The organism is Stutzerimonas tianxiuensis (assembly GCF_053470365.1).
In genome coordinates, this window is the sequence record NZ_JBPVWS010000002.1 from 119922 (window position 1) to 145793 (window position 25872).

28 protein-coding genes and 1 other RNA gene are annotated in these 25872 nt (G+C 61.2%); 20 read left to right on the top strand and 9 right to left on the bottom strand.

Translation table 11 applies throughout. The features are described from left to right. Positions 1–2: 2 nt before the first annotated feature. The 7 genes from ACSSNI_RS03235 to ACSSNI_RS03265 all read right to left on the bottom strand — a co-directional run bounded on the left by ACSSNI_RS03235 (position 3) and on the right by ACSSNI_RS03265 (position 8099). Positions 3–383, bottom strand: coding sequence for a rhodanese-like domain-containing protein (locus tag ACSSNI_RS03235; protein WP_200639295.1), 381 nt, complete (start codon positions 381–383; stop codon positions 3–5). After that, positions 380–2155 carry a SulP family inorganic anion transporter gene (locus tag ACSSNI_RS03240; RefSeq protein ID WP_200639296.1) on the bottom strand — a complete coding sequence of 592 codons (1776 nt, stop codon included), beginning with the start codon at positions 2153–2155 and terminating at the stop codon, positions 380–382. Before ACSSNI_RS03240 ends, ACSSNI_RS03235 begins: the two co-directional genes overlap by 4 nt. Then, entirely contained in the window at positions 2152–3900 is a 1749-nt protein-coding gene (locus ACSSNI_RS03245) for a bifunctional protein tyrosine phosphatase family protein/NAD(P)/FAD-dependent oxidoreductase (protein ID WP_200639297.1), read from the bottom strand. The genes ACSSNI_RS03240 and ACSSNI_RS03245 overlap by 4 nt, the downstream gene beginning before the upstream one ends. A 22-nt stretch (positions 3901–3922) precedes the next feature. Then, positions 3923–4786, bottom strand: coding sequence for an MBL fold metallo-hydrolase (locus ACSSNI_RS03250; RefSeq protein ID WP_200639298.1), 864 nt, complete (start codon positions 4784–4786; stop codon positions 3923–3925). 178 nt (positions 4787–4964) lie between these two features. Continuing rightward, positions 4965–5696 carry an ABC transporter ATP-binding protein gene (locus ACSSNI_RS03255; protein WP_200639300.1) on the bottom strand — a complete coding sequence of 244 codons (732 nt, stop codon included), beginning with the start codon at positions 5694–5696 and terminating at the stop codon, positions 4965–4967. Next, positions 5689–6909, bottom strand: a complete 1221-nt coding sequence (locus tag ACSSNI_RS03260; RefSeq protein ID WP_200639302.1) for an ABC transporter permease — start codon at positions 6907–6909, stop codon at positions 5689–5691. Before ACSSNI_RS03260 ends, ACSSNI_RS03255 begins: the two co-directional genes overlap by 8 nt. Positions 6910–6914: 5 nt before the next feature. Then, a complete protein-coding gene (locus ACSSNI_RS03265; protein WP_200639304.1) occupies positions 6915–8099 on the bottom strand; it encodes an efflux RND transporter periplasmic adaptor subunit in 1185 nt (394 codons plus the stop codon). A 239-nt stretch (positions 8100–8338) separates the two neighbouring features. On the opposite strand from ACSSNI_RS03265, the gene ACSSNI_RS03270 reads away from it, so the two are divergent. Continuing rightward, positions 8339–9268 carry a ZIP family metal transporter gene (locus tag ACSSNI_RS03270; protein WP_200639305.1) on the top strand — a complete coding sequence of 310 codons (930 nt, stop codon included), beginning with the start codon at positions 8339–8341 and terminating at the stop codon, positions 9266–9268. A gap of 75 nt (positions 9269–9343) precedes the next feature. Here the strand turns inward: ACSSNI_RS03270 and ACSSNI_RS03275 are convergent, their stop codons facing one another. Next, entirely contained in the window at positions 9344–10330 is a 987-nt protein-coding gene (locus ACSSNI_RS03275) for an NAD(P)/FAD-dependent oxidoreductase (protein ID WP_200639309.1), read from the bottom strand. 303 nt (positions 10331–10633) lie between these two features. Between ACSSNI_RS03275 and ffs the strand changes: the two genes are divergently transcribed. The 19 genes from ffs to nhaD all read left to right on the top strand — a co-directional run bounded on the left by ffs (position 10634) and on the right by nhaD (position 24865). Continuing rightward, an RNA gene (ffs, locus tag ACSSNI_RS03280) (signal recognition particle sRNA small type) lies at positions 10634–10730 on the top strand. A 271-nt stretch (positions 10731–11001) separates the two neighbouring features. Next, on the top strand, positions 11002–12177 hold the full coding sequence (gene earP / locus ACSSNI_RS03285) for an elongation factor P maturation arginine rhamnosyltransferase EarP (RefSeq protein ID WP_200639312.1): 1176 nt from the start codon (positions 11002–11004) through the stop codon (positions 12175–12177). Between the two features lie 134 nt (positions 12178–12311). Next, a complete protein-coding gene (gene efp, locus ACSSNI_RS03290) occupies positions 12312–12878 on the top strand; it encodes an elongation factor P (RefSeq protein WP_102836115.1) in 567 nt (188 codons plus the stop codon). Positions 12879–13294: 416 nt separating this feature from the next. Further along, positions 13295–13423, top strand: coding sequence for a hypothetical protein (locus ACSSNI_RS03295; RefSeq protein ID WP_267908325.1), 129 nt, complete (start codon positions 13295–13297; stop codon positions 13421–13423). Positions 13424–13692: 269 nt separating this feature from the next. Beyond that, on the top strand, positions 13693–14763 hold the full coding sequence (locus ACSSNI_RS03300; RefSeq protein WP_200639314.1) for a 3-deoxy-7-phosphoheptulonate synthase: 1071 nt from the start codon (positions 13693–13695) through the stop codon (positions 14761–14763). Between the two features lie 94 nt (positions 14764–14857). After that, positions 14858–15529 carry a DNA-3-methyladenine glycosylase I gene (locus tag ACSSNI_RS03305; RefSeq protein WP_200639316.1) on the top strand — a complete coding sequence of 224 codons (672 nt, stop codon included), beginning with the start codon at positions 14858–14860 and terminating at the stop codon, positions 15527–15529. A gap of 136 nt (positions 15530–15665) precedes the next feature. Next, positions 15666–16031 carry a DUF2946 domain-containing protein gene (locus ACSSNI_RS03310; protein ID WP_200639318.1) on the top strand — a complete coding sequence of 122 codons (366 nt, stop codon included), beginning with the start codon at positions 15666–15668 and terminating at the stop codon, positions 16029–16031. 104 nt (positions 16032–16135) lie between these two features. After that, on the top strand, positions 16136–16690 hold the full coding sequence (locus ACSSNI_RS03315; protein ID WP_448258964.1) for a putative natural product biosynthesis protein: 555 nt from the start codon (positions 16136–16138) through the stop codon (positions 16688–16690). 378 nt (positions 16691–17068) lie between these two features. Then, positions 17069–17248: a cytochrome oxidase putative small subunit CydP gene (gene cydP, locus ACSSNI_RS03320; protein WP_148926292.1), complete on the top strand. Its 180-nt coding sequence runs from the start codon at positions 17069–17071 to the stop codon at positions 17246–17248. Continuing rightward, positions 17245–18885, top strand: coding sequence for a cytochrome ubiquinol oxidase subunit I (locus ACSSNI_RS03325; RefSeq protein ID WP_200639321.1), 1641 nt, complete (start codon positions 17245–17247; stop codon positions 18883–18885). Before cydP ends, ACSSNI_RS03325 begins: the two co-directional genes overlap by 4 nt. A 10-nt stretch (positions 18886–18895) precedes the next feature. Further along, positions 18896–20038, top strand: a complete 1143-nt coding sequence (gene cydB, locus ACSSNI_RS03330; RefSeq protein ID WP_102836121.1) for a cytochrome d ubiquinol oxidase subunit II — start codon at positions 18896–18898, stop codon at positions 20036–20038. Between the two features lie 55 nt (positions 20039–20093). Beyond that, positions 20094–20219: a cytochrome bd-I oxidase subunit CydX gene (gene cydX / locus ACSSNI_RS03335; protein ID WP_102836409.1), complete on the top strand. Its 126-nt coding sequence runs from the start codon at positions 20094–20096 to the stop codon at positions 20217–20219. Further along, positions 20200–20493 (top strand): cyd operon YbgE family protein, encoded by a 294-nt coding sequence (locus ACSSNI_RS03340; RefSeq protein WP_372239365.1) that lies wholly within the window; start codon positions 20200–20202, stop codon positions 20491–20493. The genes cydX and ACSSNI_RS03340 overlap by 20 nt, the downstream gene beginning before the upstream one ends. Before the next feature lie 70 nt (positions 20494–20563). After that, complete coding sequence (locus ACSSNI_RS03345) at positions 20564–21025, top strand: group II truncated hemoglobin (RefSeq protein ID WP_200639322.1); 462 nt, start codon at positions 20564–20566, stop codon at positions 21023–21025. Positions 21026–21039: 14 nt separating this feature from the next. Further along, on the top strand, positions 21040–21615 hold the full coding sequence (locus ACSSNI_RS03350) for a cytochrome b/b6 domain-containing protein (RefSeq protein WP_200639323.1): 576 nt from the start codon (positions 21040–21042) through the stop codon (positions 21613–21615). A gap of 137 nt (positions 21616–21752) precedes the next feature. After that, positions 21753–22400 carry a C40 family peptidase gene (locus ACSSNI_RS03355; protein ID WP_102836124.1) on the top strand — a complete coding sequence of 216 codons (648 nt, stop codon included), beginning with the start codon at positions 21753–21755 and terminating at the stop codon, positions 22398–22400. Between the two features lie 83 nt (positions 22401–22483). Further along, complete coding sequence (locus ACSSNI_RS03360) at positions 22484–23014, top strand: C40 family peptidase (RefSeq protein WP_200639324.1); 531 nt, start codon at positions 22484–22486, stop codon at positions 23012–23014. A gap of 104 nt (positions 23015–23118) precedes the next feature. Continuing rightward, positions 23119–23439, top strand: a complete 321-nt coding sequence (locus ACSSNI_RS03365) for a hypothetical protein (RefSeq protein ID WP_102836126.1) — start codon at positions 23119–23121, stop codon at positions 23437–23439. 160 nt (positions 23440–23599) lie between these two features. Beyond that, a complete protein-coding gene (gene nhaD, locus ACSSNI_RS03370) occupies positions 23600–24865 on the top strand; it encodes a sodium:proton antiporter NhaD (protein ID WP_200639325.1) in 1266 nt (421 codons plus the stop codon). 49 nt (positions 24866–24914) lie between these two features. On the opposite strand, the gene ACSSNI_RS03375 is transcribed toward nhaD, so the two are convergent. Next, complete coding sequence (locus ACSSNI_RS03375) at positions 24915–25718, bottom strand: metallophosphoesterase family protein (protein ID WP_200639326.1); 804 nt, start codon at positions 25716–25718, stop codon at positions 24915–24917. Positions 25719–25872: the final 154 nt, after the last annotated feature.

Here is a 25872-nt window from a genome sequence, read left to right on the forward strand (position 1 = left end):
GGTTACTCAAAGCTCGGCAGGCTCGGTTTTGCTACCGGCTTGCCGGCTTCGGTCCAGGCATCGAAACCGCCGGCGATCGATTTAACCTGCAGATAGCCCATGTCCTGTAGCGATGCAGCTGACAGCGCTGCGCGGCCACTGGTTTTGCAGTAGAGCACGATGTTCATATCCCGTGCGCCTAGCTCGGGCGTACCGCTTAGCTTGAACTCCAACAGGCCGCGCGGAATGTTCGTGGCACCCTGTATATGGCCTTCGTGAAACTCATCGGCTTCGCGTACATCGATCACGACATCCGCGGCCTGGATTGCCGCTTCGGCATCGCCAAGTGGTATTTCCTGGATGCGGGTTCGGGCCTGTTCGACGAGGTCATGTGCGTTTTTCATTTGCAGTCTCCCATGCTGGTTCCGTTGCAACGCTGGCGTTCAAGTGCGTGTCGAGTGGTCTGCGAATCCAGGGCGAGCAGCGCTTCGTACTGGCTGATGAACACTTGTCCGCCAAAATGTTCGAGTAAATCGGTGCGGCGTAGCCGGTCCATCACCGGCCCCTTCACTTCGGAGAGGTGAAGCTGAACGCCTGCCGTGTGAAGACGAGCGGAGATGGCTTCGAGACTTTCCAGTGCGCTGGCATCTATCAGATTGACTCCAGGGCACATCAGCACCAGATGCTCGGCGTGCGGGTATTGGCCCAACAGTTCGGCAATGCGGTCCTCGAGAAAGCGTGCATTGGGAAAATAGAGGCTTTCATCGACGCGCACCGAAAGTACCCTGGGGCTCTGTACCACGGCGAAACGCTCGATATTGCGAAAGTGCTCGCTGCCAGGTAGCTGTCCTACCACCGCAATATGCGGTTGGCTGGTTCTCCAGAGAAACAGTAGCAGCGATAACCCCACCCCCATGATGATGCCAGTCTCGACGCCAATCAGCAGCACGCCGAGCATGGTGGCGGCCATGGCGGCGGCGTCTTGGCGGGAATAACGCCAGGTGCGCGTGAGCGCGGTAAGGTCGACCAGGCTGAGTACCGCGACGATGATGGTCGCGGCTAACACAGCGTGTGGCAGGTTGTGAAACAGCGGTGTAAAGAACAATACCGTCAGGCCTATGCCGGCAGCTGTGAGTGCGCCAGCCAGCGGCGTCTGGGCGCCAGCATCGAAGTTGACCACCGAGCGGGCGAAACCGCCGGTGACCGGGAAACCTCCGCTCAGGGCAGCGGCGATATTGGCGCCGCCCAGGGCGACCAGCTCCTGATTGGGTTCGATGCGTTCGCGACGTTTGGCCGCCAAGGTCTGCGCTACCGAAACTGACTCGACGAAGCCCACCAGGCTGATCAGAACTGCCGCAGGCAGGAGTTGAATGATCAGCGCGAGGTCTAGTGGGGGCAGACTCAAAGAAGGAAGGCCCTTGGGCACTTCGCCAACCACTCGCACGCCTGCAGCGGCGAGCTGAAAGCCGCTGACCGCCGCTATTGCCAGGAGCAGGGCCACGACCGGGCCGACTTTAGTGAGCGTGCCGGCTGTGCGGGGCGCCATGCCCAGCCCTTGCAGCCAGCGGCCAAGGCGGCTGCGCACCAGAAACAGGAAAACCAGGCTGGTGGTTCCGATGGCGAGTGTGGGCAGGTGCGTTTCTGGCAAGCCTTGGATCAACCCCCGCAGCAGCTGAGCAGCGTTGTCACCGGTGACTGAGATACCAAGGATGTGCTTGAGTTGACCGATGGCGATAAGAATGCCCGAGGCGCTGATGAACCCTGAAATCACCGGATGACTGAGGAAATTGGCCAGGAAACCCAGCCGCAGAACCGCCATGGCCAGCAGGATCGCGCCGGACATCATTGCCAGCAGCAGCGCTGCGCCTGCATACGCGGCGCTGCCGGAAGCGAACAACGGGCCGAGGGCGGCGGCTGTCATCAGCGATACCACGGCGACGGGGCCAACCGCCAAGGTTCGGCTGGTGCCTAAAAGCGTGTATACGAGCAACGGCAGGATACTGGCGTAAAGGCCCGCTACTGGTGGCAGGCCGGCAAGCATCGCGTAGGCCAGACTCTGCGGGATCAGCATGAGCGTTACGATCACCGCGGCCAGACTGTCCTTGGCCGCAGCAGCCTTGTTGTACTGTTTCCCCCATTCCAGGCACGGTAGGTGGCGGGCGAGCCGCTGCATCATCCCTTCTTCTCCTGAGTAAAATCACAGGCGTTGAGCGCCTCGGCCGGCCGCGGCTCGAAGTCCAGATGTTTCGGTTCGGCCAGCCATTCATGGCCCTTGAGCATCATGTCGAAGTAGATCGAGGGCATCCACCGGGTTTTCAGCTTCCAGGCCAGGCGCCGAGGCACTCTGGGGTCGAGCGGGAAAGTCGGCAACAGTTTGCCGCCGTATCCAAACTCAGCGAGGATCACTTTGCCGAATTCGACAGTTAAGGGGCAGGAACCATAGCCGTCATAGATGGCCTGCGGTCCCTTACCGCTGAGCACGCTTAATACGTTCTCCGCTACCACCGGTGCTTGCTTGCGCACCGCTGCAGCAGTCTTCGCGTTTGGTGCAGAGCAAACATCACCGAGACTGAAAATATTGCCGAAGCGGGGGTGGCGGAGAGTTTCATGCTCGGCTTCGAACCAGCCGTCGGCGTTACTCAGTGCGCTCTGGCGAATGAAATCCGGTGCATGCTGGGGCGGTACGACGTGCAGCAGGTCGAATTCACGTTCGACCGTACTGCTCTGGCCGGTTCCGTCGGACACTTTGAACCAGGCTTTTTGCGCCGGACCATCGACTGCGATCAGGTTGTTATTGAAGTTGAGCGTAGCGCCGTAACGTTCAACGTAGCGCATCAGGCCGGGAACGAACTCGGCGACGCCGAACAGCACCGCTCCAGCTGAACAGAAGTCCACTTGTATGTCCTTCAGTGCGCCTTTCTTGAGCCAGTGGTCGCAGGAAAGGTACATGGCCTTCTGCGGCGCGCCGGCACACTTAATGGGCATGGGTGGTTGGGTGAACAGGGCTTTGCCGTGGCGCAGGTGCTGTACCAGCTGCCAGGTATACGGTGCCAGCTCGAAGGCGTAATTGGATGTCACGCCATATTTTCCGAGGCTGTCGCGCACGCCTTCGATGGCGTCCCAATCAAGGCTCAGGCCCGGACAGACCACCAGCGAGCGGTAACCGATGCGGCTGCCGTCTTCAAGCACCACCTGTTGATGCTCCGGATCGAAGGCCTCCACAGCCGCGCGAATCCACTGCGCCCTTGTCGGGATACAACAGCTCATGGGCCGCTCGGTGTTAGCGCGATCTAACACCCCGGCACCGACCAGCGTCCAGCCTGGCTGATAGTAATGCTGTTCGCGTGGCTCGATGATTGCGATGCGCAGATCCGGGTCGCGCTTTAGCAAACTGGCCGTCACGGCGCAGCCAGCCGCGCCGCCGCCGACAACCAGCACGTCATAACGTGGCGTGGCGGCGAACGTGGGTGCAGGGCTCAGCGGACCCTCCGCTGAAGATTGCCAATACTGGTCCAGGCGCGGTCGCAGGGCGGTCAAATCGTAATCGGCCTGTCGAGCCGTTTGGATGAGCTCGTGTGGGTCCAGATGATGAGCCTCGGCCAACGCCCAGAGCGATGCTGAACGGGTGCCGGTCCGGCAGAACGCCAGCACGGGGCCTTTGATCTGCTCCAGAAGCGCGCGAAAGGCGGCGACATCGCTCTCGCTGATCTGCCCCGACACTACCGGAAGGTGATGGTATTCGAGCCCCGACTCCTCAGCCGCGACGCGTATAGCCTCACTGGAAGGCTGGCCTTCGCCCTCGTTGTCCGGGCGGTTGTTGATGACGCAGCGAAAGCCGCTTCCCGCCAGCAGGGCCATATCGGCCGGATCCAGCTGGCCGGCCACCGAGATGAAGGGTGTCAGGCGTTTTAAGGTTTGCATATGACGTCCTCCACACAGGCAGTTACAGCGCGTCCAAAGGAATCTTCAAATAGCGGGTGCCGTTGCTTTCAGGCGCTGGCAGCTCACCGCCACGCATGTTGATCTGCACTGACGGCAGGATCAGCGTGGGCATCGCCAAGGTGGCGTCGCGCGCGGTGCGCATGGCGACGAAGTCGTCCTCGCTGATGCCACTGTGCACGTGGATGTTGCGCTCTCGTTCGGCTGCAATGCTCGTCTCATAGCGAAACTCCTCGCGGCCCGGTGCCTTGTAGTCGTGGCACATGAACACGCGGGTCTCGGCTGGTAGCGTGAACAGTTTCTGGATTGACTGGTACAGCGTCCGTGCATTTCCGCCGGGGAAGTCGCAGCGTGCGGTGCCATAGTCGGGCATGAACAGGGTATCGCCGACGAACGCGGCGTCGCCGATCACATAGGTCATGCAGGCCGGCGTATGGCCTGGCGTATGAATCGCCCGCGCCTGGATGTGGCCGACCTGAAAGACATCACCGTCGTGAAACAGACGATCGAACTGACGGCCATCAGTGGCGAATTCGCTGCCCGCATTGAACAGGCTGCCAAAGGTGTTTTGTACGACGGTGATCTGGTCGCCGATCGCCAGCGTCCCGCCCAGCCGCTGTTTCAGGTACGGCGCGGCGCTCAGGTGGTCCGCGTGCACATGGGTTTCGAGCAGCCATTGCACCTTGAGGTCGTGCTCGCGCACATAGTCGACCAAGCGCTCAGCCCCGGCATGCGAGATACGGCCCGACGCCGGATCGTAATCCAGCACCGAGTCGATCAACGCGCACAGACGCGTTTCCGGGTCGCTGACAACATAACTGTAAGTAAAGGTCGCGGGATCGAAGAACGCTTCAACGCGGGCATTCATGGCTTGCTCCTTTGCTTGGCTAGATACGGGTGGGGGTATGCCTGCAAGGATCTTAGCGCTAGATACGGTTATATGTTTAGACTTAATAGTTATTAACGGGTGCGAACCAATTCTGCTGGTGTTTCAAGGCGAAGCTGGGGTGGCAGGGGAGAGCGTCGGGTGGTTTGCCGGTGAAGGGTCAGCGTGTCTTGGTGCCGGATTGGTCACTGACAATACGGCCGTCAACCAGTTGTATGGTTCGTGCGCAGTCGGCAGCCAGCCGGGGATCATGGGTCACCACCAGTACCGCGCAGCCGAACTGCGCATTGATACGGTGGAACAGCTCGAAGACATTTTGCGCGGTGCGAGTGTCGAGATTGCCGGTTGGCTCGTCGGCCAGCAGCAGTGGAGGGCGGGTGACCAGTGCGCGGGCAATGGCGACCCGTTGTTGCTGACCACCGGATATTTGCGTGGGTTTCTTGTCGGCAAACGCACCCAGCCCGACTTCGTCTAACAAACTGCGAGCCAGCTCGATATCCGCACTCGACGGCTTGCCGTGGCGGATCATCAATGGCATCAGCACATTCTCCAGTACGCTGAACGCAGAAATCAGATGGTGAAACTGAAACACGAAACCGATGGCCTGGTTGCGCAGCCGGGTACGGGTTTCATCATCGCTGTTGCGGGTGGGCTGGCCGAGCAGGTACAGCTCGCCCGAACTGGGCGCATCGAGCAGACCGATCAGGTTGAGCAGGGTGCTTTTGCCGGAACCGGATGGCCCGATGAGCGCCGTCAGTTCACCGCGGCACAGCTGCAAGTCGATGCCATGCAGCACTTCCGTTTCCAGCGGGGTGCCGAGATTGAACGCTTTACGTACCTGCTCGAGACGCAGAACCTCTTCGACGATGGGGCTGGCAGCAGACTCAGACATAGCGGATCGCCACGGCAGGATCGTAGCGCGCTGCGCGGCGTGCCGGCATGGCAGCGGCCAACACGCCGGTGACCGTTGCGACCAGCATCGCCAGTGGTACCAGCGTCGGGTCGACCGGTATGAAGAACAGCCGTGGCCCGGCCAGATTGAAGACCTGCACCAAGCCCCAGCCGACAGCGCCGCCGCAGGCCGAGCCAAGCAAACCGAGCAGCCCACCTTGCAGCAGGAACACTCGGAGGATCTGTCCGCGCGGGCTGCCCATGGCCCGCAGAATGCCGATCTCGCGGGTGCGTTGGACGACGCTTACCGCCAGCACGCTGGCGATGCCGAAGGCCACCGAGACCCCGACGAACACACGGATCATCTCTGTGGTCATGCTTTGCGAACTGAGGGCGTTGAGCAGTTGGCCATTGGTTTCCATCCAGCTTTCGGCGCGCAGTCCGGTCAGGCGGGCCAGCCGTTCGGCGATGCGATCGGCTTCGAATATTTCGCCGACCGTGGTATCGATCACGGTGACGCCTCCGGCCAGGTCGAGCAGGGTCTGAGCCTGCTTCAGGTCGAGGTAGACATAGCGCGCATCCAGCTCGCGCACCCCTAGCTCGAAGATACCGGCGATGTCGACCACGGCTTCGCGGCCTTCGCCGGCGTCCAGCCTTAGCTTGTCGCCGATGCCAAGGCCTAGGTCGCGGGCGAGTTCCTTGCCGATCACGGCATGACCGGCGCCGACGGTGAATTGGCCGGCTATCAGATCCTTGGCCAGTGGAATGATCTGTTGATAGCGCACCGGATCGATGCCGAGCAGCGCGACGGATGCTCGCGCCACACCGCGCCGAGCGATAGCCGGACCGCTGATGACCGGTGAAACGGCAAGTACCTGCCGATCTTCATCAAGCACGTCGCGGATGTCCTGCCAGTTGATGATCGAGCGCAGGCGCTGCGCTCGCGGACTCTCCAGCACCAGCGACCAGCTGCCATCATCGGCGGGCAGAACACGGTTGACCTCATCGGGCGGAAGGATACGAATATGCGCCTGTGTGCCCAAGGTCCGTTCGATGACGTTGGCCTGTAGGCCGGTGATCAGCGCTGTGATGAACACGATGACCGCGGAACCGACAGCGATGCCAAAGATGATCAGCAGGGATTGCATGCGGTTGTCCAGCAGGAAGCGCAGGGCAATCAGCCATTCCGTCCATAGAGAGTCGGCCAGGCGCACCGCGGTCAATCCCGGATGCCGTGGGGCATCGGCTGTTCGCGAACCCGCACGCGCTGACCGGCTTCGGCTTCGGCAGCCAGCACCAAGTCGCCAGCGGTCAGGCCCTCTATCACTTCGCTCAGTGCAGTGCCCAGCAGACCCAGGCGAACCTCGACGCGCTCGACGACGCCCTCATTTATCCGTAGCACCTGAGCGCGAGTGCCGTTGCGGGCGAGCAGGGCATCGTTGGGTAGCACCAGCGCCTGTTCACGGCGGCCGGTCTCGATGTTCACCGATACCGTCATGCCCTGACGCAAGAAATCGGCTGGCTCCAGCAGGTCGAGGTGGACATCGATGGTGCCGCGCGCGGTATCGACACTCGGCGCGATGAAGCTGACCCGAGCTTGCAGCACCCGCTCGGGATAGGCGTCGGCGATCACTTTGGCGGCCTGGCCGAGCTCGACCGGTGCCAGGTTCTTCTCGTCCAGGGGAAGGAGAATTTCGCTGCTGCCGGAGCGCGCGATAGTCAGCAGTGTGCGGCCCGGCTGCACCAGATCGCCGGGTTCGACGTCCCGTGTCTGGACGATGCCATCCACCTGCGCGTGAACACGGGTTTTGGCCAGTGCCGCGCGTGCTGCTTCCAGGCGCTGTTGCTGCACCCGCTCTTCACTGCCGCCCTCGGCCAACGCTGCAGCGGCGAAGCGTGCGCGATCACGCACAGCGCGTGCCGTCAGTTCCGCGCGGCGCGCCTGTTCGAGCGGCTCGGAAGCCAGCAACTTGCGGTCGAACAGTGCTTTCCGGCGCTTCAGCTCGCGGCTTGCCTGCTCGAGATTGTGCTGGGTCTCGCGCGCCGTCGCCTCTGCCTGTGGGCGAGCGGAATCGATCAGTTGCTGCAGGGCCGCTTCGGCTTCGCGCAAGCGGGCACGCTGTTCGTCATCGCGCAGCTCCAGCAGCAGATCACCGGCTTTTACCGCGTCGCCTTCACGCACATGCCGCGCGGCAATCACGCCAGTGATCTCGCTGCCGACCTGGGCCAGCGACTGGGTGTCCACTTCGCCACTGGCGACCACGCGTTGCACCAATGGTCGTGTTTCCAACCGGTAACCTGGCAACTCCGGCCCTTGCAGCTGACGCCAGCCCAGCCAGCCTGCAATCAACAGCAGCACAATGAGGAACAGGAACGCGCGGCGGATTGATTTGGCGGCAGGCAAACGGACCACTCCCTGTGCGACACATGACGACCATCGGACGCACAAGCTTACGGATAATCACCTGCTATTGGTACAGCGCGGGTATCCCTCGGCGGAGATACCCAACCGCGTTGAATCATCGGCAGGCTCTTGGGCTCAAAGAGTGAGCCCCTTCGTGGTACGGGACTATCGCAGCGATAGCCTCGCCCTTAGAAGGGGCTGCGTACAATCAACGTTCCCGCTTTCAGGATTTGCTGATCATGGCGTCAACCGCTCAAAGCCCCGCTGCCACTTTGCGCGCCGTCTGGCTCGCTCAGGCCCAGGCCAGTCCTTGGATTACCCTCAGCCTTGCCGCAGCGGCAGTGGTTGTCCTGCTACTGCTCGTGGCCGGTGGCGTCAACGCGTTCAATAACGAGTCCAGTAATGTTCGCTACGCCCTGCTCGGGGGGAGCGCCGGTTTCGTAGCCACGGCTGTTGGCGCGTTTCTGGCCATCGGCTTGCGTGATATCTCCACTCGCACGCAGGACAGCATGCTGGGTTTCGCAGCGGGGATGATGCTGGCAGCTAGCGCATTCTCATTGATCCTGCCGGGACTGGAAGCCGGCCGTGAGCTGTTTGGCAACGGGCCCGCTGCAGCATTGACCGTCGTGGTCGGGCTCGGCCTCGGCGTTTTGCTGATGCTCGGGTTGGACCACTTCACACCGCATGAGCACCAGAGCACCGGACCCCGCGGCCCCGAATTCGCGCGGCTCAATCGGGTGTGGCTGTTTGTCCTGGCTATCGCACTGCACAACATTCCCGAAGGGATGGCTATCGGCGTGAGTTTCGCCACTGGCGACTTGAGTGTCGGGTTGCCGCTGACCACCGCGATATCGATACAGGACATCCCTGAAGGGCTGGCGGTCGCGCTCGCACTGCGCACCACCGGTTTGTCTGCGCGGACGTCCGTGCTGATTGCGGCAGCTTCCGGGCTGATGGAACCCATCGGGGCGCTGGTCGGCATAGGCATGTCCAGCGGCTTTGCCATTGCTTACCCGGTCAGCCTCGGGTTGGCGGCGGGCGCCATGATCTTCGTGGTGTCCCATGAAGTCATTCCAGAAACGCACCGCAACGGCCACCAGACGCCGGCCACGCTCGGGCTGATGCTGGGCTTCGCTGTGATGATGTTTCTAGACACGGCGCTGGGTTGAATACAGCTGTGTGGTGCTGAGCGGCCCCGCGTTCCGCAGTCATGCAGCACTGCGCGAAGGAGGCCGTGACTGTGCTTAGAGGTTTTCCAGCAGCCGGCGGGCGGCTTCCTGGCCGCTGAGCCAGGCGCCTTCGACTCGGCCGGACAGGCTCCAGTCGCCACATGCGTACAGGCCCAGTCTGGCATCGGCCAGTGCCGTCCATTCATGGGCCTGGGCCGGTCGGGCATATAACCAGCGATGCGCCAACGTGAACTCCGGCGCCGGCACTACACAATCGATCAGCTCCGCGAACGCGCCATGCAGGCGCTCGATCACCGCTTCCTTTGATAGATCGAGATGCTGGCGGCTCCAGTTGCTGGTGCCGTGCAGCACCCAGGTGTCTAGCCCGCCGTCTCGCCCCGGTTTGCTGCGATTGCGAGCCACCCAGTCAAGGGCATCGTCCTGAACGAAACAGCCTTCCACCTGAGTGCTCAGCGGTGTGGCAAAGCCCAGCGCAACCGCCCATGTCGGTTCCATCGCGACACTTGCTGCAACGGCGGCAAGCTTGGGGGCACTGGGTAGTAACGCTGCGGCCTGAGGCGCCGGAACCGCAACCACTACCTGGCTGAAGGGGCCATGGCTGGCGCCTGAGGCGTCTACCAATGTCCAGAACTGCTCACCGCGAAACACCTCGGTGATGCGACAACTGAAGGTGACCGGGATATCGCCCAGCAGGCCGCGGGTGATCGCGCTCATGGTCGGTGTGCCAACCCAGCGCACTTGCTCGTCGGCAGAGGGGGTCAGCTGTCCGTCGCGAGCCTGGTACAAGTTCGGCGCCCACTGATCGACCCAACCCTCGGCGTGCCACTGGCGCAGGGCCTCGGTGAAGCGGCGGTCCCGCGCGGTAAAGTATTGCGCGCCCAGATCGAGCGAACCCGCATCGCTGCGTTTACTGGCCATCCGACCACCACTGCCGCGGCTTTTGTCGAACAGGTGTACGGGCTGCCCGGCATCGTGAAGTGTACGGGCTGCGGACAAGCCCGCGATTCCGGTACCGATGATGGCGATTGGAGCCTTGCTCATGATTACCTCGAGTGCTGTGTCATCAGCCGCACAAACGATTGGTTGCGGCATGATTTCATGACAAGTGTTCGATAGCGTTTAGCCTCCCCATCCTCGGACAGACGCTCGTGTTTGGCTAGAGGGTTTTGACGCAATGGACTAAACGGTCTCGCCGTTTTCGGGGTTGCTGACCGGCGGTCATGCTGGTCGGTGGAGTAGGCTATGCGCCAGTGAAACTGGCGTTCGCAGGCAGTGGTTGTAAGTTGCTGATAAGCCGGTACAATGGCGCCGCTCGCCGCCAGGCGGGTTTGTCATGGTGGGCCCTGCCGGTCCCCCCGCAACGATCAGCCGTGAACCCGGTCAGGCCCGGAAGGGAGCAGCCGCAGCGGTGACATTGTGTGCCGGGGTGTGGCTGGTAGGGTTCACCTCCATGACGATCTATATTCCCTCCTTCGATTGCCAAGCATCGGCTCCCTGCGAGTCCGAGCGAGTGCTCACGCCCATTCATCGAGATGAGGCGACATCTTCAGACTCCAGTGCTCGAAAGTACTCAAGCTCGCCTACAGCTAGCAAGTCGAGCGCGCTTGGCATTGCTGACCATGCGTCCGGCTGGAAATGTGGTTGGATCGGGATTCTTCTGCTGACATCCTGCAGGTCAATTGGCCTGAAACGGCAAATTCGAGGGGTTTCGTTTGTCAGTTAAAACAAGCTGGGACATCTTTTGCGTTGTCGTCGACAACTACGGTGACATTGGCGTGACCTGGCGACTGGCGCGGCAGTTGGTGGCCGAGTACGGCCAGTGCGTGCGGTTATGGGTCGATGACCTCGATACCTTCGCTCGGCTTTGCCCGGGCGCCAGCATCACCTCCGCTCAGCAATGGCACGAAGGCGTCGAGGTGCGTCATTGGACACCTGAGTGGCCAGGGGCAGAGCCGGCTGAGGTGGTGATCGAGGCTTTTGCCTGCCAGCTTCCCGACGCCTATATAAAGGCAATGGCTTGCAGTGGGCGCCGCAGCCTCTGGCTCAACCTCGAGTACCTCAGTGCAGAAGACTGGGTGGTGGGCTGCCATGCGCTGCCTTCTATGCAGCCCGATGGCTTGCAGAAGTACTTTTTCTTTCCGGGATTCGAGCAGGGCACCGGCGGTCTGATTCGCGAGGGCGATCTGCTGGCCCGCCGGGAGGCGTTTCAAGCCAACCCGGTGCTACGTGAAGCCTTTCTGCAGAGCTTCGATCTGACCGTGCCGGCCAACGCGCGCTTGCTCTCGCTGTTCGCCTATGAAAATCGCGCCGTTGCCGGATGGCTCGATGCGCTGGCTGTTGATGAACGTCCATCACAGTTACTTGTGCCGGAGGGGCGAGTCTTAGGCGACGTAGCCGCCTGGCTGGGGCTCGAACAGCTCAGGGCCGGTGATCGTCATGTCCGTGGTGCGCTGCAGATTGCAGTGCTGCCGTTCATGACCCAGAACCAGTACGACATGCTGCTGTGGTGTTGCGATTTCAATGCCGTGCGCGGCGAAGAGTCCTTCATTCGGGCGCAGTGGGCAGGGCGGCCACTGGTCTGGCACATCTACCCTCAAGATGAGGATGCGCACTGGGACAAGCTCAACGCATATCTGGATCTGTATGTCCGCGACCTCTCACCACCGGCTGCGGAAGCGCTACGTGAATTCTGGCGTGCCTGGAACGAGGGTATAGGCAGCGGCATCGCCTGGACCGCGATGCTCGAGCACGAGGCGGAGCTGCAGGCGCATGCGGACCGCTGGACACACAAACAGGTCGCCAACGGAGATCTGGCCGGGAAACTGATGCTGTTTTACGCGGACTGGTTAGGGCCTGCTCCGGCGCGACACCCGGCTGCTCCGGCTTGACCGTTCGGTAAGCCTGCTAGTATGGGACAGCAAAGGGGGCGATGCGTCGCAGTAACGCGGCTTGCGACGAAACAGGAACAGACCCTATGATACGCGGCCTGATTTTATGTCTCTAATTCCATTCGGATATTCGTATGAAAACCGCACAAGAGTTCCGTGCCGGCCAAGTGGCCGTTATCAACGGCGCGCCCTGGATCATCCAGAAAGCCGAGTTCAACAAGTCCGGTCGTAACAGTGCCGTGGTCAAGATGAAGCTGAAGAACCTGCTCAATGGTTCGGCGACCGAGACCGTTTACAAGGCTGATGACAAGCTGGAACCGGTCATTCTCGAGCGCAAGGAAGTGACCTATTCCTACTTCGCTGACCCGCTCTACGTATTCATGGACGAAGAGTTCAACCAGTACGAAATCGAAAAAGACGACCTTGAAGGCGTGATGACCTTCATCGAAGACGGCATGACTGACGTCTGCGAAGCCACTTTCTACAACGACAAGGTGATTTCGGTCGATCTGCCGAACACTATCGTTCGTGAAATCGTCTACACCGAGCCGTCCGTTCGAGGCGACACTTCCGGCAAGGTAATGAAGACTGCGCGCCTGAAGAATGGCGCTGAGCTGCAGGTTTCAGCTTTTTGCGAAATCGGCGACTCGATCGAAATCGACACGCGCACCGGCGAGTACAAGTCCCGCATCAAGGCCTGATTACAGCCCTGCGCGGACGAGCCCGGCCTGGCGCCGGGCTAGTTGAGACCGAACCCCGCTTATTGCGGGGTTTCGTTTTTCTGTGGCCGGTGATATGTGGTGGGCCGGTCGCGCGGTGTCTGCATTCTTCGTGGAAAGCAGCAAGCGGAGCGTCAGGCACTACGGTTCATCTGAACGGTAGGACCTGACACGGGAGAGGTGCCTACCCTGCGAGGTTGCCTCCACTCAACCTGCATCGGGACGGCGGCTCTGATGCTCAGCCGAACAGACGCGTCTTCAGCTCACAGCCCCAGACAATCTCGTGACAGCGCGAGCCCCCGCTGCCCACAGAGCAGCGGGGGCTGATTCTTACTGCACTGCCGGTTGAAACCAGTCGGCGCGCTGGAGTATGGTTCGGGCATCATTTGGAGAACAGCATGCTGCTCAATCTGATTCCCTCGATCCTTGCGACCACCGGCGCCATGCGCACGGCGTCGCTGCGTGGGCAGGCGATTGCGGCTGACGGTTACTATTTTGGGTATTGGTTTAGCCATCGGCGCGCCTGATACCCCACAGGCGCCCTAGCAACCCGGGTCGCCACCAGACAGTTTTCGAACCCCCGGTCGGCCACCCGACCGGGGGTTTTGTTTTTCTGGCCTAGAAGGCCTTACACACCGAGGACAGCACCATGTATCACGAGACCAGCGCTTACCGCACCTACCGCTATGACTGGCGATTTAGCCGCTTCACGGCCGCAGTACTTACACACCCAGACCGAACACTTCGCTAGCGCCGACGCGGCACAGATGCCGCGTCGGCCAAAGGACCGCCAGTCATGAATGCATCAATCAACGCCTCAACCCTTAGCTGCAACACTTCCTCCACACCAGCCAGACGTAGCGCTCTTCCGTTACCGAGTCCCGCTTTACTGCGGCAACGGCTGCCCCTCAGCGCATCGCTTGACGAGCGCGTCCGAGATGATCGAAAGGCCATTCGCGCCGTGCTTAACGGCGATGACCCGCGCCTGCTGGTGGTGGTTGGCCCTTGCTCATTGCATGATCCGGCGTCCGCACTGGAATACGCCGAGCGGCTGGCTGAACTGGCCCCGAAGGTCAGCGATCAGCTGCTGCTAGTAATGCGCGCCTATGTCGAGAAACCACGAACTACCGTCGGCTGGAAGGGGCTGGTTTACGATCCGCAGCTCGATGGCAGCGGTGACATGGCCGAAGGGCTGCACCTGTCGCGGCGGTTGATGCTGGATATCCTGGCGTGCGGGTTGCCGATCGCGTCCGAATTGTTGCAGCCCCTGGCGGCGGGCTATTTTGATGACCTGCTTGGCTGGGCGGCGATCGGTGCACGTACCAGCGAGTCGCAGATTCACCGTGAGATGGTCAGCGGGCTCGACCTGCCGGTGGGGTTCAAGAACGGGACCGATGGCAGCCTCGGGATTGCTTGTGATGCCATGCGCTCGGCTGAGCACCCGCATCAGCACTTCGGAATCGACGAGCTGGGGCATCCAGCGCTGCTAAGCACGAGCGGCAATGGGGATACTCATCTGGTGTTGCGTGGTGGACACTCAGGGCCGAATTTTGACGAGGACAGCGTCGCAAAGGCCCGCGACACGTTGCTGCGCCAGGGCATTGCCCAGCGCATCATGGTCGACTGCAGTCATGCCAACAGCGGTAAAAACCCACTGAGTCAGCCAGCAGTACTGTCGTCCGTTGTCGATCAACGCATGGCTGGCGATTCAAGTCTGCGCGGCGTGATGCTCGAGAGCCACCTGTTCGACGGCTGCCAGCCCCTGTCCGGCGAGCTGAGATATGGCGTTTCCATTACCGACGGCTGCCTTGGTTGGAGTGCGACCGAGCGGATGCTGCTTGGCGAAGCGGATCGCCTGCGCCGCTAGAGCGAACCAGCCCGGCTGCGACGGCCGGGCTTGCGACGTCGGGTTGCCAAGGGCAACCTGTGCGGCTCGTTTCGATCGATGAATCAGGACCTGCATGCGCGACTACAAATGGTTGCACGAATACTGCCTCAATCGTTTCGGCTCGGCCGCAGCACTGGAGAGCCGCCTGCCGCAACCCAAGCGTCCCGATGAGCTTCGCGCCGTTGCGGATGACCGTTACCTTTCGCTGATCAGCCTGCGTATCTTTCGCGCCGGGCTCAAGCACAGCCTGGTCGACGCCAAATGGCCGGCGTTCGAAGAGGTCTTCTTTCGTTTCGACCCTGAGAAGCTGGTGTTGATGGGCGGCGAACACATTGAGCGGCTGATGCAGGACGCCCGCATCATCCGCCACCTGGGCAAACTCAAGAGCGTGCCGCGCAACGCCCAGTTCGTGCTGGACGTGGCGAAGGAGAAGGGGAGTTTCGGCAACCTGATCGCGGATTGGCCGGTCACCGATATTGTCGGCCTGTGGCGCTACCTGGCCAAGCACGGTACCCAGCTGGGAGGCCTTTCGGCGCCGCGTCTGCTGCGCATGGCGGGTAAAGATACGTTCATCCCCAGCGATGACGTGGTCGCTGCGCTCAAAGCACAGAAGGTGGTGGACAAGATGCCCAGCAGCCAGCGGGACCAGGCAGCCGTGCAATCGGTGTTCAACCAATGGCACAGCGACAGTGGCCGTCCCATGTCTCAGCTTTCGGCGATGCTGGCGTTTACGGTAAACCACTGACGGGTTCGACCTACGAGTGGAGTGTCGAAGCTTCGTTGGTCGGCGATGTCGCGCGTGGCAGGAACAGCGCTTAGCCCGATGTTCTGCGGCGGTTTGGCGCAGCGCCGCCCAAGCATGGGCGGTGTACAGTCAAAACATGACCATCGTCAAAGACAAGCGTATTCAGATCATATGGGTGCTGTTCACCTGCATCCTGCTCAATGCTTTTGTCTGCAGCTTGAACCATGGCTCCCACATGGGATTCGAGCTTGCCATGGGGCAGGAGTCGTTCTGCGCCAGCAATGCATCGTCAGTTGGCGGCGATGTGTTCCCCGCCGATGTTCATGAGCTGGCTGAGCACATGCTGGATTGCCCGCTATGCGGCTCGGTCTTTCTCGCCATTGTGGTGCTGTTTGCGCTGGGCTGGCTGGGAATTCCGGCAACCGCGTCGCTGCCTCGACCTGGCCCGCAACGGCGTGGTCCGCGTTACCACTGGCCATCGCTGAATCCCCGCGCCCCCTGATACCCCTGACCGGACTCCCTCACCGTCCGAATGCAGCCTGGCTGCGGAGCGGACGAAAAGACTGTCGGTGACCCGACGGTACGGTCAATTCAGGGGCTTTTACCATGGTTATGATGGAAAAATTCGCTCGCACCGAGGGCCGCATCGGCTATCGGCTTCCCTTCCCGGATTACCCCAGCAATGCCCGCAGTTTTGTGCATCTGGACGCCCGGTTGTTGCCCTATTGGCATGCCTTGTTCGACGTTTGCCCAGGGTTGCTCAAGCTTGATCCGCCAGATGGCCTGGACATATTCCGCCAGTTCATGACGTGGGCCTACGGCTGCCAGCTGGCGCTGGGCTGGACGTTTCACCTCGGCGTCTGCCGCTGGCTGCTGAGTTCTGGTTACCGAGATCTGGTCGCGCCGGAGCATATCGAGACCATGATGATCGCCGCTGCCGCGCGCTGGGTAGCCAGCGACGACAGCGCGGCAATCGGCGTTGTGCTTGGCTGGCAAGGTAGCAATCAGCACGTGTTCGACTGGAAGCCACACGTTCGCCTGGGCACGCGGTCGCTTGCAGCTGAGCAGGAAGAGCTTCCTCCGGCGCCTTGGGACTTCGCCTGGAGCCCGCTTGCCACGACGAGTGGCAGCGGTTTTCGGCGCTGGTTAAGGGGGCCCTGACTGCGACAGTGCGCCGCGGACGTGCTGGCCTCTGCCAGCCAGGTTGTCGATGCGGCGCGTGATGCAGGCGCAAGTTCCCGCGATGCTCTGCGCGGGGCGCCGTATCGCTGATCTAGCGTGCAACGACGTGGATGCAGTGGGCAGTGTCGGCGGGGCGGGGCAGGTTGTCGCAGTTGTTGCTAAGACGGTGACGCCGGACACTTTCCTTGCCTCGGATCCGAGCAGAGTTCCACGGTAGGTTCGAGGTGTAGCGATTGAGCCCGGGCCGCGACAACCGGGTTTTGGCCCCCTCCCCAAAGGGGGCTGCAATCGCCTCATGTGGTCGGAGTCCGATGCGCTCGAACGGATTTCGGCACTGATGTGCAAGGAGAGCTAGGCATGCTTAGGTCATCGCTCAGACGGGACATCGCGCTGGTTCTGCTGGTCAAGCTTGCGATCCTCATAACCATAAAAACGATCTGGTTCGATGCGCCCAGCACTCCGGAAAACGGTTCGGCGCGGATTGCCGAGTATTTGCTTGATTCACGGGGTTCGATCCCTGAGGGAGGACCGAGATGATCTCGGAAAGCGTTGTCGATCTGTCACGCCTGCAGTTCGCCATGACGGCGATGTATCACTTTCTTTTCGTGCCGCTGACCTTGGGCCTGGCCTTCCTGCTGGCCATCATGGAGTCGGTCTACGTCATGACCGGCAAGCAGGTCTACAAGGACATGACCCAGTTCTGGGGCAAGCTGTTCGGTATCAATTTCGCTCTCGGTGTCACCACCGGGCTGACCATGGAGTTCCAGTTCGGCACCAACTGGGCCTACTACAGCCACTACGTGGGTGACATCTTTGGCGCGCCGTTGGCAATCGAAGGCCTGATGGCGTTTTTCCTGGAGTCGACCTTTATCGGGCTGTTCTTCTTCGGCTGGGATCGCCTGAGCCGGGTGCAGCATCTGGCGGTCACCTGGTTGGTGGCGCTGGGGTCGAACCTGTCGGCATTGTGGATCTTGATCGCTAACGGCTGGATGCAGAACCCGGTGGGCTCGGAGTTCAACTTCGAAACCATGCGCATGGAACTGGTCGATTTCGGCGCGCTGCTGTTCAACCCGGTCGCCCAGGTCAAGTTCGTCCACACGGTTTCGGCTGGTTATGTCACTGGGGCGATCTTTGTTTTGGCGATTTCGTCCTTCTATCTACTGAAGAAACGTGACCTTGGCTTCGCCCGGCGCTCGTTTGCCATCGCGGCGGTATTCGGTCTGGCTTCGACCCTCTCCGTGATCATCCTCGGTGACGAGTCCGGCTATGAGATTGGCGACGTGCAGAAGGTCAAGCTGGCGGCCATCGAGGCCGAGTGGGAAACCCACCCGGCACCGGCCGGCTTCACCCTGTTCGGTCTGCCCAATCAGCAGGAGCAGCGTACCGACTACGCGGTGAAGATTCCCTATGCGCTGGGGCTGATCGCGACGCGCTCGCTGGACGAGGAGGTGAAGGGCATCAAGCAGCTGGTCGCCGAGCACGAGTTGCGCATTCGCAACGGCATGCTTGCCTATCAGCGATTGCAAACACTCCGTAGCGGGGACAAGTCGCCACAGGCCATCGCCGCGTTCAACGAGGTCAAGCAGGACCTGGGTTATGGCCTGCTGCTCAAGCGCTATACCGACAAGGTGGTTGACGCCAGTGATGAGCAGATCCGCCTGGCCGCGCTGGATACGATTCCCGACGTGTTCAGCCTGTTCTGGACCTTCCGTGCGATGGTCCTGGCGGGCTTCCTCATGCTGTTGCTGTTTGGTTTGGCCAGCTGGGCTTCGATCAAACGTAATGCGGAGAACAAACCTTGGTTACTCAAGTTCGCCTTGTTCAGCCTGCCGCTGCCTTGGATCGCCGCGCAGACTGGCTGGTACGTGGCTGAGCACGGCCGTCAGCCCTGGTCGATCGCTGAGCTGCTGCCGACGCATTTGTCCGCGTCGACGTTGGCGGTGGGGGATATCTGGGGTTCGCTGGTGGCGCTGGTGGCGTTCTACACGTTGCTGTTGGTGGTGGAAATGTTCCTGATGATCCGCTTCGCCCGCCTCGGGCCAAGCAGCCTGCACACCGGCCGCTACCACTTCGAGCTCGCACCGGCCACCCCCAGGCATATTCGCAAGCCCCGCGACGCCGGTGCCGTACCGGCAGCAGCGAAAGACGCACCTATCGAACCGACCCCTGTGTGAGGTAAACAAGATGTTCGACTACGAAGTGCTCAAACTCATCTGGTGGGTGTTGATCGGTGTGTTGCTGATCGGCTTTGCCCTGACCGACGGCTTCGACATGGGCGCCATGGCGCTGATGCCTTTCGTTGGCAAGACCGACAACGAGCGGCGCGTGGCGATCAACACCATCGCGCCGCATTGGGATGGCAACCAGGTGTGGTTCATCACCGCCGGCGGTGCGCTGTTCGCGGCCTGGCCGATGGTCTATGCAGTGGCGTTTTCCGGGCTTTACTGGGCAATGCTACTGGTGCTCTTCGCCCTGTTCTGCCGGCCGGTGGGCTTCGACTACCGCAGCAAGGTGGAAGACCCGCGCTGGCGCAGTGCCTGGGACTGGGCCCTGTTCGTCGGAGGCGCGGTGCCAGCGCTGGTGTTCGGTGTGGCCTTCGGCAACCTGTTCCTCGGCCTGCCGTTCCAGCTCGACGAGCTAATGCGGTCCAGCTATCACGGCTCGTTCTTCGAATTGCTCAACCCCTTCGCGCTGCTTTGCGGCATCGTCAGCCTGAGCATGCTCTGCGCACATGGCGGTGCCTGGCTGATGATGCGCACTGAAGGTGCATTGGGCGAGCGCTCGCGCCTGGCAACCCGCTTGTGCGCGCTGGTATTCCTGATTGGCTTCGTCGGGGCGGGTCTGTGGCTGGCGTTCGGCATTCAGGGCTTCAACCAGCTGTCTGTCACCGATCCGGGGGCTGCACTCAACCCCTTGCTAGACAAGCAGGTGGTGCAGAGCAATGCGGGTTGGCTGGGCAACTACAGCCGCTACCCAAGCACCCAAATTGCACCAGTCGCCGGAATCCTCGGCGCGCTGATAGCGCTGCTGGGCGCCAGTCGTAACAGCGGCGGGGTGAGCTTTCTCGGTACCAGTCTGATGATTGTCGGCAGCATCTGCACCGCCGGCTTCGCCCTGTTCCCCTTTGTCTTCCCGTCGAGTCTCGACCCGGCCTCCAGCCTTACCCTGTGGGACGCCGTATCGAGCTACAAGACGCTGGGCATCATGTTCGTGGTGGTTTGCATCTTCGTGCCGCTGATCCTCTGCTACACGCTGTGGAGCTATGTCCGCATGTGGGGGAGGCTCAACGATCAGACCATCAACGCCAACCCGCACGGCTTGTATTGACCCTATGGCCAGGCGCCAACGCGTCTGGCCAGAACGACCCTACGGAGAAATCATCATGTGGTACTTCACCTGGATTCTCGGCGTACTGCTGGCTTGCAGCTTCGGCATCATCAGCGCGCTCTGGTTCGAAGCGACCCAAGACCTCGATGCGGAGCCAGGCCGTGATCGGCTCGGTCAATAGCATTCTCTACCGCAGGCCCGGCTGCGTGCTCTCGCTGCTGCTGGCCTCGCCGCTGGCCCTGCTGTTGCTGATTCACCCCGCGGTGATGCTCGACGGAGCAGGTAGTTACAACCACGCACAGCTGATGCTGGTGATGTGGGGCATATCAGCGGGCTTCATTCATGGAGTCGGCTTCGTGCCACAGCATTGGCTATGGCGCCTGCTATTCCATCCAGCGGCCGCCTGGCTGCTGATGGGGCTTGGCTACCTGATCCTGTGGCGCGCGCAGCAGTAGCGCGGCTGGCTGATCTGCCACGGCGGCACAGTTCTTTGCAACCGTTTCGGCTTATTCAGAGGAGCAATACGTGAACGCAACCGTTGAACTCACTCCTTACCAGCAACTGGGCGGCGATACGCCGCTACGCCAGCTGGTCGACCGCTTCTATGACGTCATGCTCAGCGAGCCCAGCGTCGAGACAGTGCGCGACATGCACCGCGCGGATACCACTCAAATCCGCGAGCGGCTCTTCGACTTTCTCTCCGGATGGCTGGGCGGACCTTCCCGCTTCATTGAGAAGCACGGCCATCCGCGGCTGCGAATGCGACATCGCTTCTTCCAGATAGGTGACGCCGAGCGCGACCAATGGATGCTGTGCATGCGCCAAGCATTGGCAGAGATCACCATGGACGCTACCCTGAGGGTTCGGCTCGAGCAGGCGATCATGCAAATGGCCGAGATGCTGCGCAACGATGCGCCACGTACTTGCGATGGTGGCGGCTTCGGTTGCTCGGCCTTGACGCCTGGGGGCGAGCGCTGTGGGCGTTGAACAGCGGGACGATCATGGCTGAGCGTTGGGATATCAGGTTGCGCCTGTTGCACTGGGCCGTCGCCCTGACCGCGATGTTCCAGCAGTTCAGCAGCTTGTGGATGTCCGATCCTGGTAGCCAATACCTGTTTCCCTGGCATCGGTTGGTCGGCATGCTGGCGGCACTGATCGTGCTGTTGTTCTGGCTTTACAGCTATGCCGTGTACGACCTGCAGCGCTTGTTTCCGTGGGGGCGCGACGGGCGCCGTATGGTGTTGCGTGAGGGTATTGACCTGGTGCACGGCAAGTTGCCGCCAAGCGGCCCGCGTCGTGGGCTTTCCAGCTTCGTGCATGGGCTGGGCCTGCTGGCACTCAGCGGCTGTGCAGCTACCGGTATGATTCTGTTCGCGATGATCCCACCCGGGCACGTCGGCCCACCAGCCGATGGTTTGGCGTTCACACGCTACACCTTGCAGCATAAATTCTTCGGCCAGCTGCTCTGGTACTACTGGTATGGCCACGTAATGTTCGCTGTGGTCCACCAACTCAGAGGCGATAACCTGTTAGGGGCGATCTTCGGTTTGGGCCGAGAAAATCGCCGCGACGGATGATCAACTGTGAGTTGAAGTGCAGGTCGCGCAGACGTTTTGCCGCAGCTAGTCGGTCACATTTGCGGCAATAGAATTTGCTCATCGGAGCGACCGCAGGCATAGTTTCGCCACTTTCAACTTCCCGACCTGTCAGTGCTATGCGCCAACGCCTCGCACCCCTGTTGCCCTTTGCTCTCATTACGCTGTTGGCGGCCTGTGCCGCGCAGCCGGAGCAGACTGAAAGTCCGCTGCTGTCGCAGGAGTTCCAGTTCGATTTCCCGGTCGAGATAGCAGAGGCTGATGCCGACTCTCAAGCCGTAACAGACGAACCCACCGAGCAGCAACTTCGTGAACTCGCCGATGACGAGAGCTACGAGTTGCCAGCTCTGGCCGATAGCGTGCTTGAGCGCGGCTTCACGCTGGTGGGCACCCCGTACCGCTACGGTGGCAGCTCGACGAAAACCGGCTTTGATTGCAGTGGTTTCGTCAGTTTTCTGTTTCGCAAGGAGGCCGGCATCGAGCTGCCACGCTCTACCCGCGAAATGATCAATCTGGAAGCACCGAAGATCAAACGCAGCGAGCTGGAGCCGGGCGACGTGGTCTTTTTCAACAACCGTGGGCGCGGTCAGGTCAGCCATGCCGGTATCTACATCGGCGGTGACCGGTTCATTCACTCGTCCAGTAGTCGCAGCGGCGGCGTTCGCGTCGACAGCCTTGATGACAAGTACTGGCGTTCCAGCTTCATGCAAGCCAAGCGCGTCCTGGTCCTTGCCCATAACTCAAGCGCTGTTTCCAGTCATCACTGAGTGCTGAGATAGATCTGCATCGGGCTTGCATCCATTTCTGCATGCCGGCAGAGTGATGGCTCATTTGCCTGGACTGCTCTGCCATGCCTCTTCTGGCTCGTTCTACAGCTGTTCTGCTAGCCGCGATGCTGCTTGCTGCCTGTTCCAGCCAAGCGCCGGTCGAACCGGTAGTCGTCGCGCCTTTGCCAACACCGCACGAGTTTCCCGGCACTGCTGAAGACGTACTGTTCACGGCTCTGGGACTGGTGGGTACGCCGTATCGCTACGGCGGCAATTCCCCTGATGGCGGCTTCGATTGCAGTGGTCTGATTACCTACGTCTACCGAGGCGCAGCCGGCGTTGCATTACCGCGTACGACTCGCGAGATGAACGCCATGCGGGGCGCTACCATCAGGCGTGATGCCTTGAAAGCAGGTGACCTGCTGTTCTTTGCCACCAGCGGCGGGCGTCGTGTCAGTCACGCGGCCATCTACGTCGGCGAAGGGCGTTTCGTCCATGCACCCTCAACCGGCGGAACGGTACGCCTGGACAGTCTTTCCAACAGCTATTGGCAGAAGAGCTACCTCAGCGCCAAGCGCGTGCTGGACGGTGACCGTCTCGCTCAAAACCCCTAACGCTGGCGGGAGTCGAACATGATAGGCGCCGGCATTTACTTTCTCTGCTCCCCGCGACGCCGAGCTGGTGCGGATTTCAGGCGCTGCGAGTAAGAGGTCGTTAGATGGCGCCACTCCTGCGTTTGCCCGACCAGCCTGAAGTGTGCGAGCTGTGCCTGCGGCAGGCGCCTTTGACCCGCCATCACCTCATTCCCAAAGCCTTGCACGGCAAAACCTATATCCGAAAGCGCTTCCCTCGTGAGGAGCGTATTACCGCCACGCTGTGGGTCTGCCGGCCCTGCCACAACCAGATCCATCGCCTGTTTACAGAAAAGGAGCTGGCGCTCAGCTTCAACAGCCGCGACGCGTTGCTGGCCGATGCTCGGCTGCGCACCTTCGTTGACTGGTTGTCGGCCAAGCCTGCCGGCTTCGTGCCACGCCATTAAACGGCTGCCAAGCCACACCCGTGCGGCGGAATAATTCGAAATATCTTCGAATTGACATTTGTCAGGTGTCGAATTGTCGCACTTTGGCTATGATCGGCGCCCCAACTTCTCGGGTGCGCATCCGCGCACGAACCGTCCCTCCTTATCCGTTAGGTGTCCCATGCCTGAAATACTTCAGTACGTGCTGATCGGCCTCGCCGTGGCCGCTCTGCTCGGTGTCGTTCTTGAAGAAATTACCCATGTAAACAAAGCCAAGGTCACGCTGTTCTTCGGCACATTAGCGTGGATGCTGCTGTTCATCTTTTCCCCGCAGGGCGCCGAACGCGACCTGGTGCTCACCAGCCTCAACAAAAACATCGCGGAGATCGCCGGGCTGTGGATCTTTCTGGTGGCGGCGATGACCTTTGTCGCCTACCTGAACAAGAAAGGCCTGATTGAGAACCTGATCTACCTGGTTTTGCCAAAGCGGATCAGCGAGCGGCAGCTGCTGTTCCTGACGGCGACGTTCTGCTTTGTGTTCTCCTCGCTGGCGGACAACATTACCGCGACGCTGGTCTCCATCACGTTGATCATGTCGCTCAAGCTCAGCGCTGAGAAGAGCATCAAATACGCGGCGTTGGTGGTGTTTGCAGTGAACTCCGGCGGCGTGGCGCTGATCACCGGTGACGTCACGACCCTGATGATTTTCCTAGCCGGAAAAGTAGAGATCCTGCAGCTGTTGCTGCTGGCGCTCCCGGCTTTTTTGGCGGTCATGCTGCTAGCGGCGATGCTCTCGCTGGGCATGAGCGGGCAGGTCGTGGTGGAGAGCCATCGCACCGATGTACGCCGAGTCGACATTGCCATCGCACTGATCTTTCTCGGCACAATCCTGTGCACCATCGCTGGCAACTTCTTCTTCCAGATTCCGCCCGTGCTGACCTTCCTGACCGGGTTGTCGATCATGTTTCTGGTGGCGCGCTTCTTCAGCGACGACATCGAAACCGATCCGATTCTGGAATACGTCCGTCAGGTTGAGTTCGAGACCTTGCTGTTCTTTCTCGGCATCCTGCTGCTGGTCGGCATGCTCAAGGAAATCCATGTGCTCGACGGCCTGGTGCGTATCTATGACCAGGTGCCCGCCGTGGGCGCCAACTACCTGATGGGCATCCTGTCGGCCGCGATCGACAACGTACCGCTGACCGCAGCACTGCTGAAGTCCGGACTTGAAATGGGCATCGCCGAGTGGATGGTGCTGACTTACGCGGTGGGCGTCGGTGGTTCGCTGCTGGTCATCGGTTCCGCAGCCGGCATCGTGGCCATGAGCAAGGTGCCGGGGCTGACCTTCGGTAGCTACCTCAAATACAGCCTGTACCTGTTCGTTGCATTCAATCTCGGCTTCGCTGGCGTGTATCTGACCGGGCTTGCTGTGGCAGGCGCGGTGGGCTGAACCGCGCTCGGGACGCGGCAGCTCTGAACCGGTGGGTGAGCTGCTGCGTTTACCAATGCAGGTTGAAGTGCGATCCGAGCACGAACTGATCATCGAGCAAATCCCAGCGCTCGACACAGACCTTCTTGTCCGCGCCCGGGTGCAGCTTCAACCGATTGAACGAGTTTGGGGAGGTGCCGCGTACGCGTGATGAGAGGGTGGTGCCTGCCTGGACCATCCAGATCTCGCGAGACAGCGCGGTGTACTGCTTGGACAAGGGCAATACATAGGGCAGGTGGATGTGCCCGCCCATTACCAGATCCAACCCTTCATCGGCCCAACGGTGCAGCGCATTATCTGCGTTGTGCTGAAGGTTGCTCAGATCGCTAAGCACCATCGCGCCGAAGGGCTGGTGCGCCACCACGATACGGATCTTGTTCGAGTCGCTCTGCTTGAGGCGCCGGGCAACCGCATGCACCTGCTCGTCGGTCACCAGTCCATCCTTGTGGCGCCTGGGGTGGGTGGTGTTGAGGCCGATGACCAGCATCTCGTCGTTTTCGAAGGTCGGCTCCAGATCGTCACCAAAGTGGCGACGGTAGTTGCGGTAGGGCATGAACAAACGCGCAAAGACGTTATACAGCGGGATGTCATGGTTCCCCGGGATCACCAGCGCCTTCGGGATGCCATGCCCATGCAGGCGCTGCACGAAGGCCTGAGCATCGGCGAACTGTCCGGCCCTGGCGCGCTGCGTGATGTCACCGGAAAAGATCAGCAGGTCCGCGCCGTGCTCGCGCACGTGGTCTTCCATGGCTTGCACGACGGCGGGCTGTTCGGTGCCGAAGTGAGTGTCGGAGATCTGCACGATGCTGGTCATGGGTGGCTGTCTTCTCGTCTGATGTCTGTGACGGTGGCATTGTTGCATTCGAAGCCAATCGGCGCCCGGCGTTCCGGTAAATCGCAAGCAGCGCTCCCGAAACCTGTTCTGGCTCGGGTCCTGATCGCTTTCGGTTGCGCTGCGCAGGGCCTTG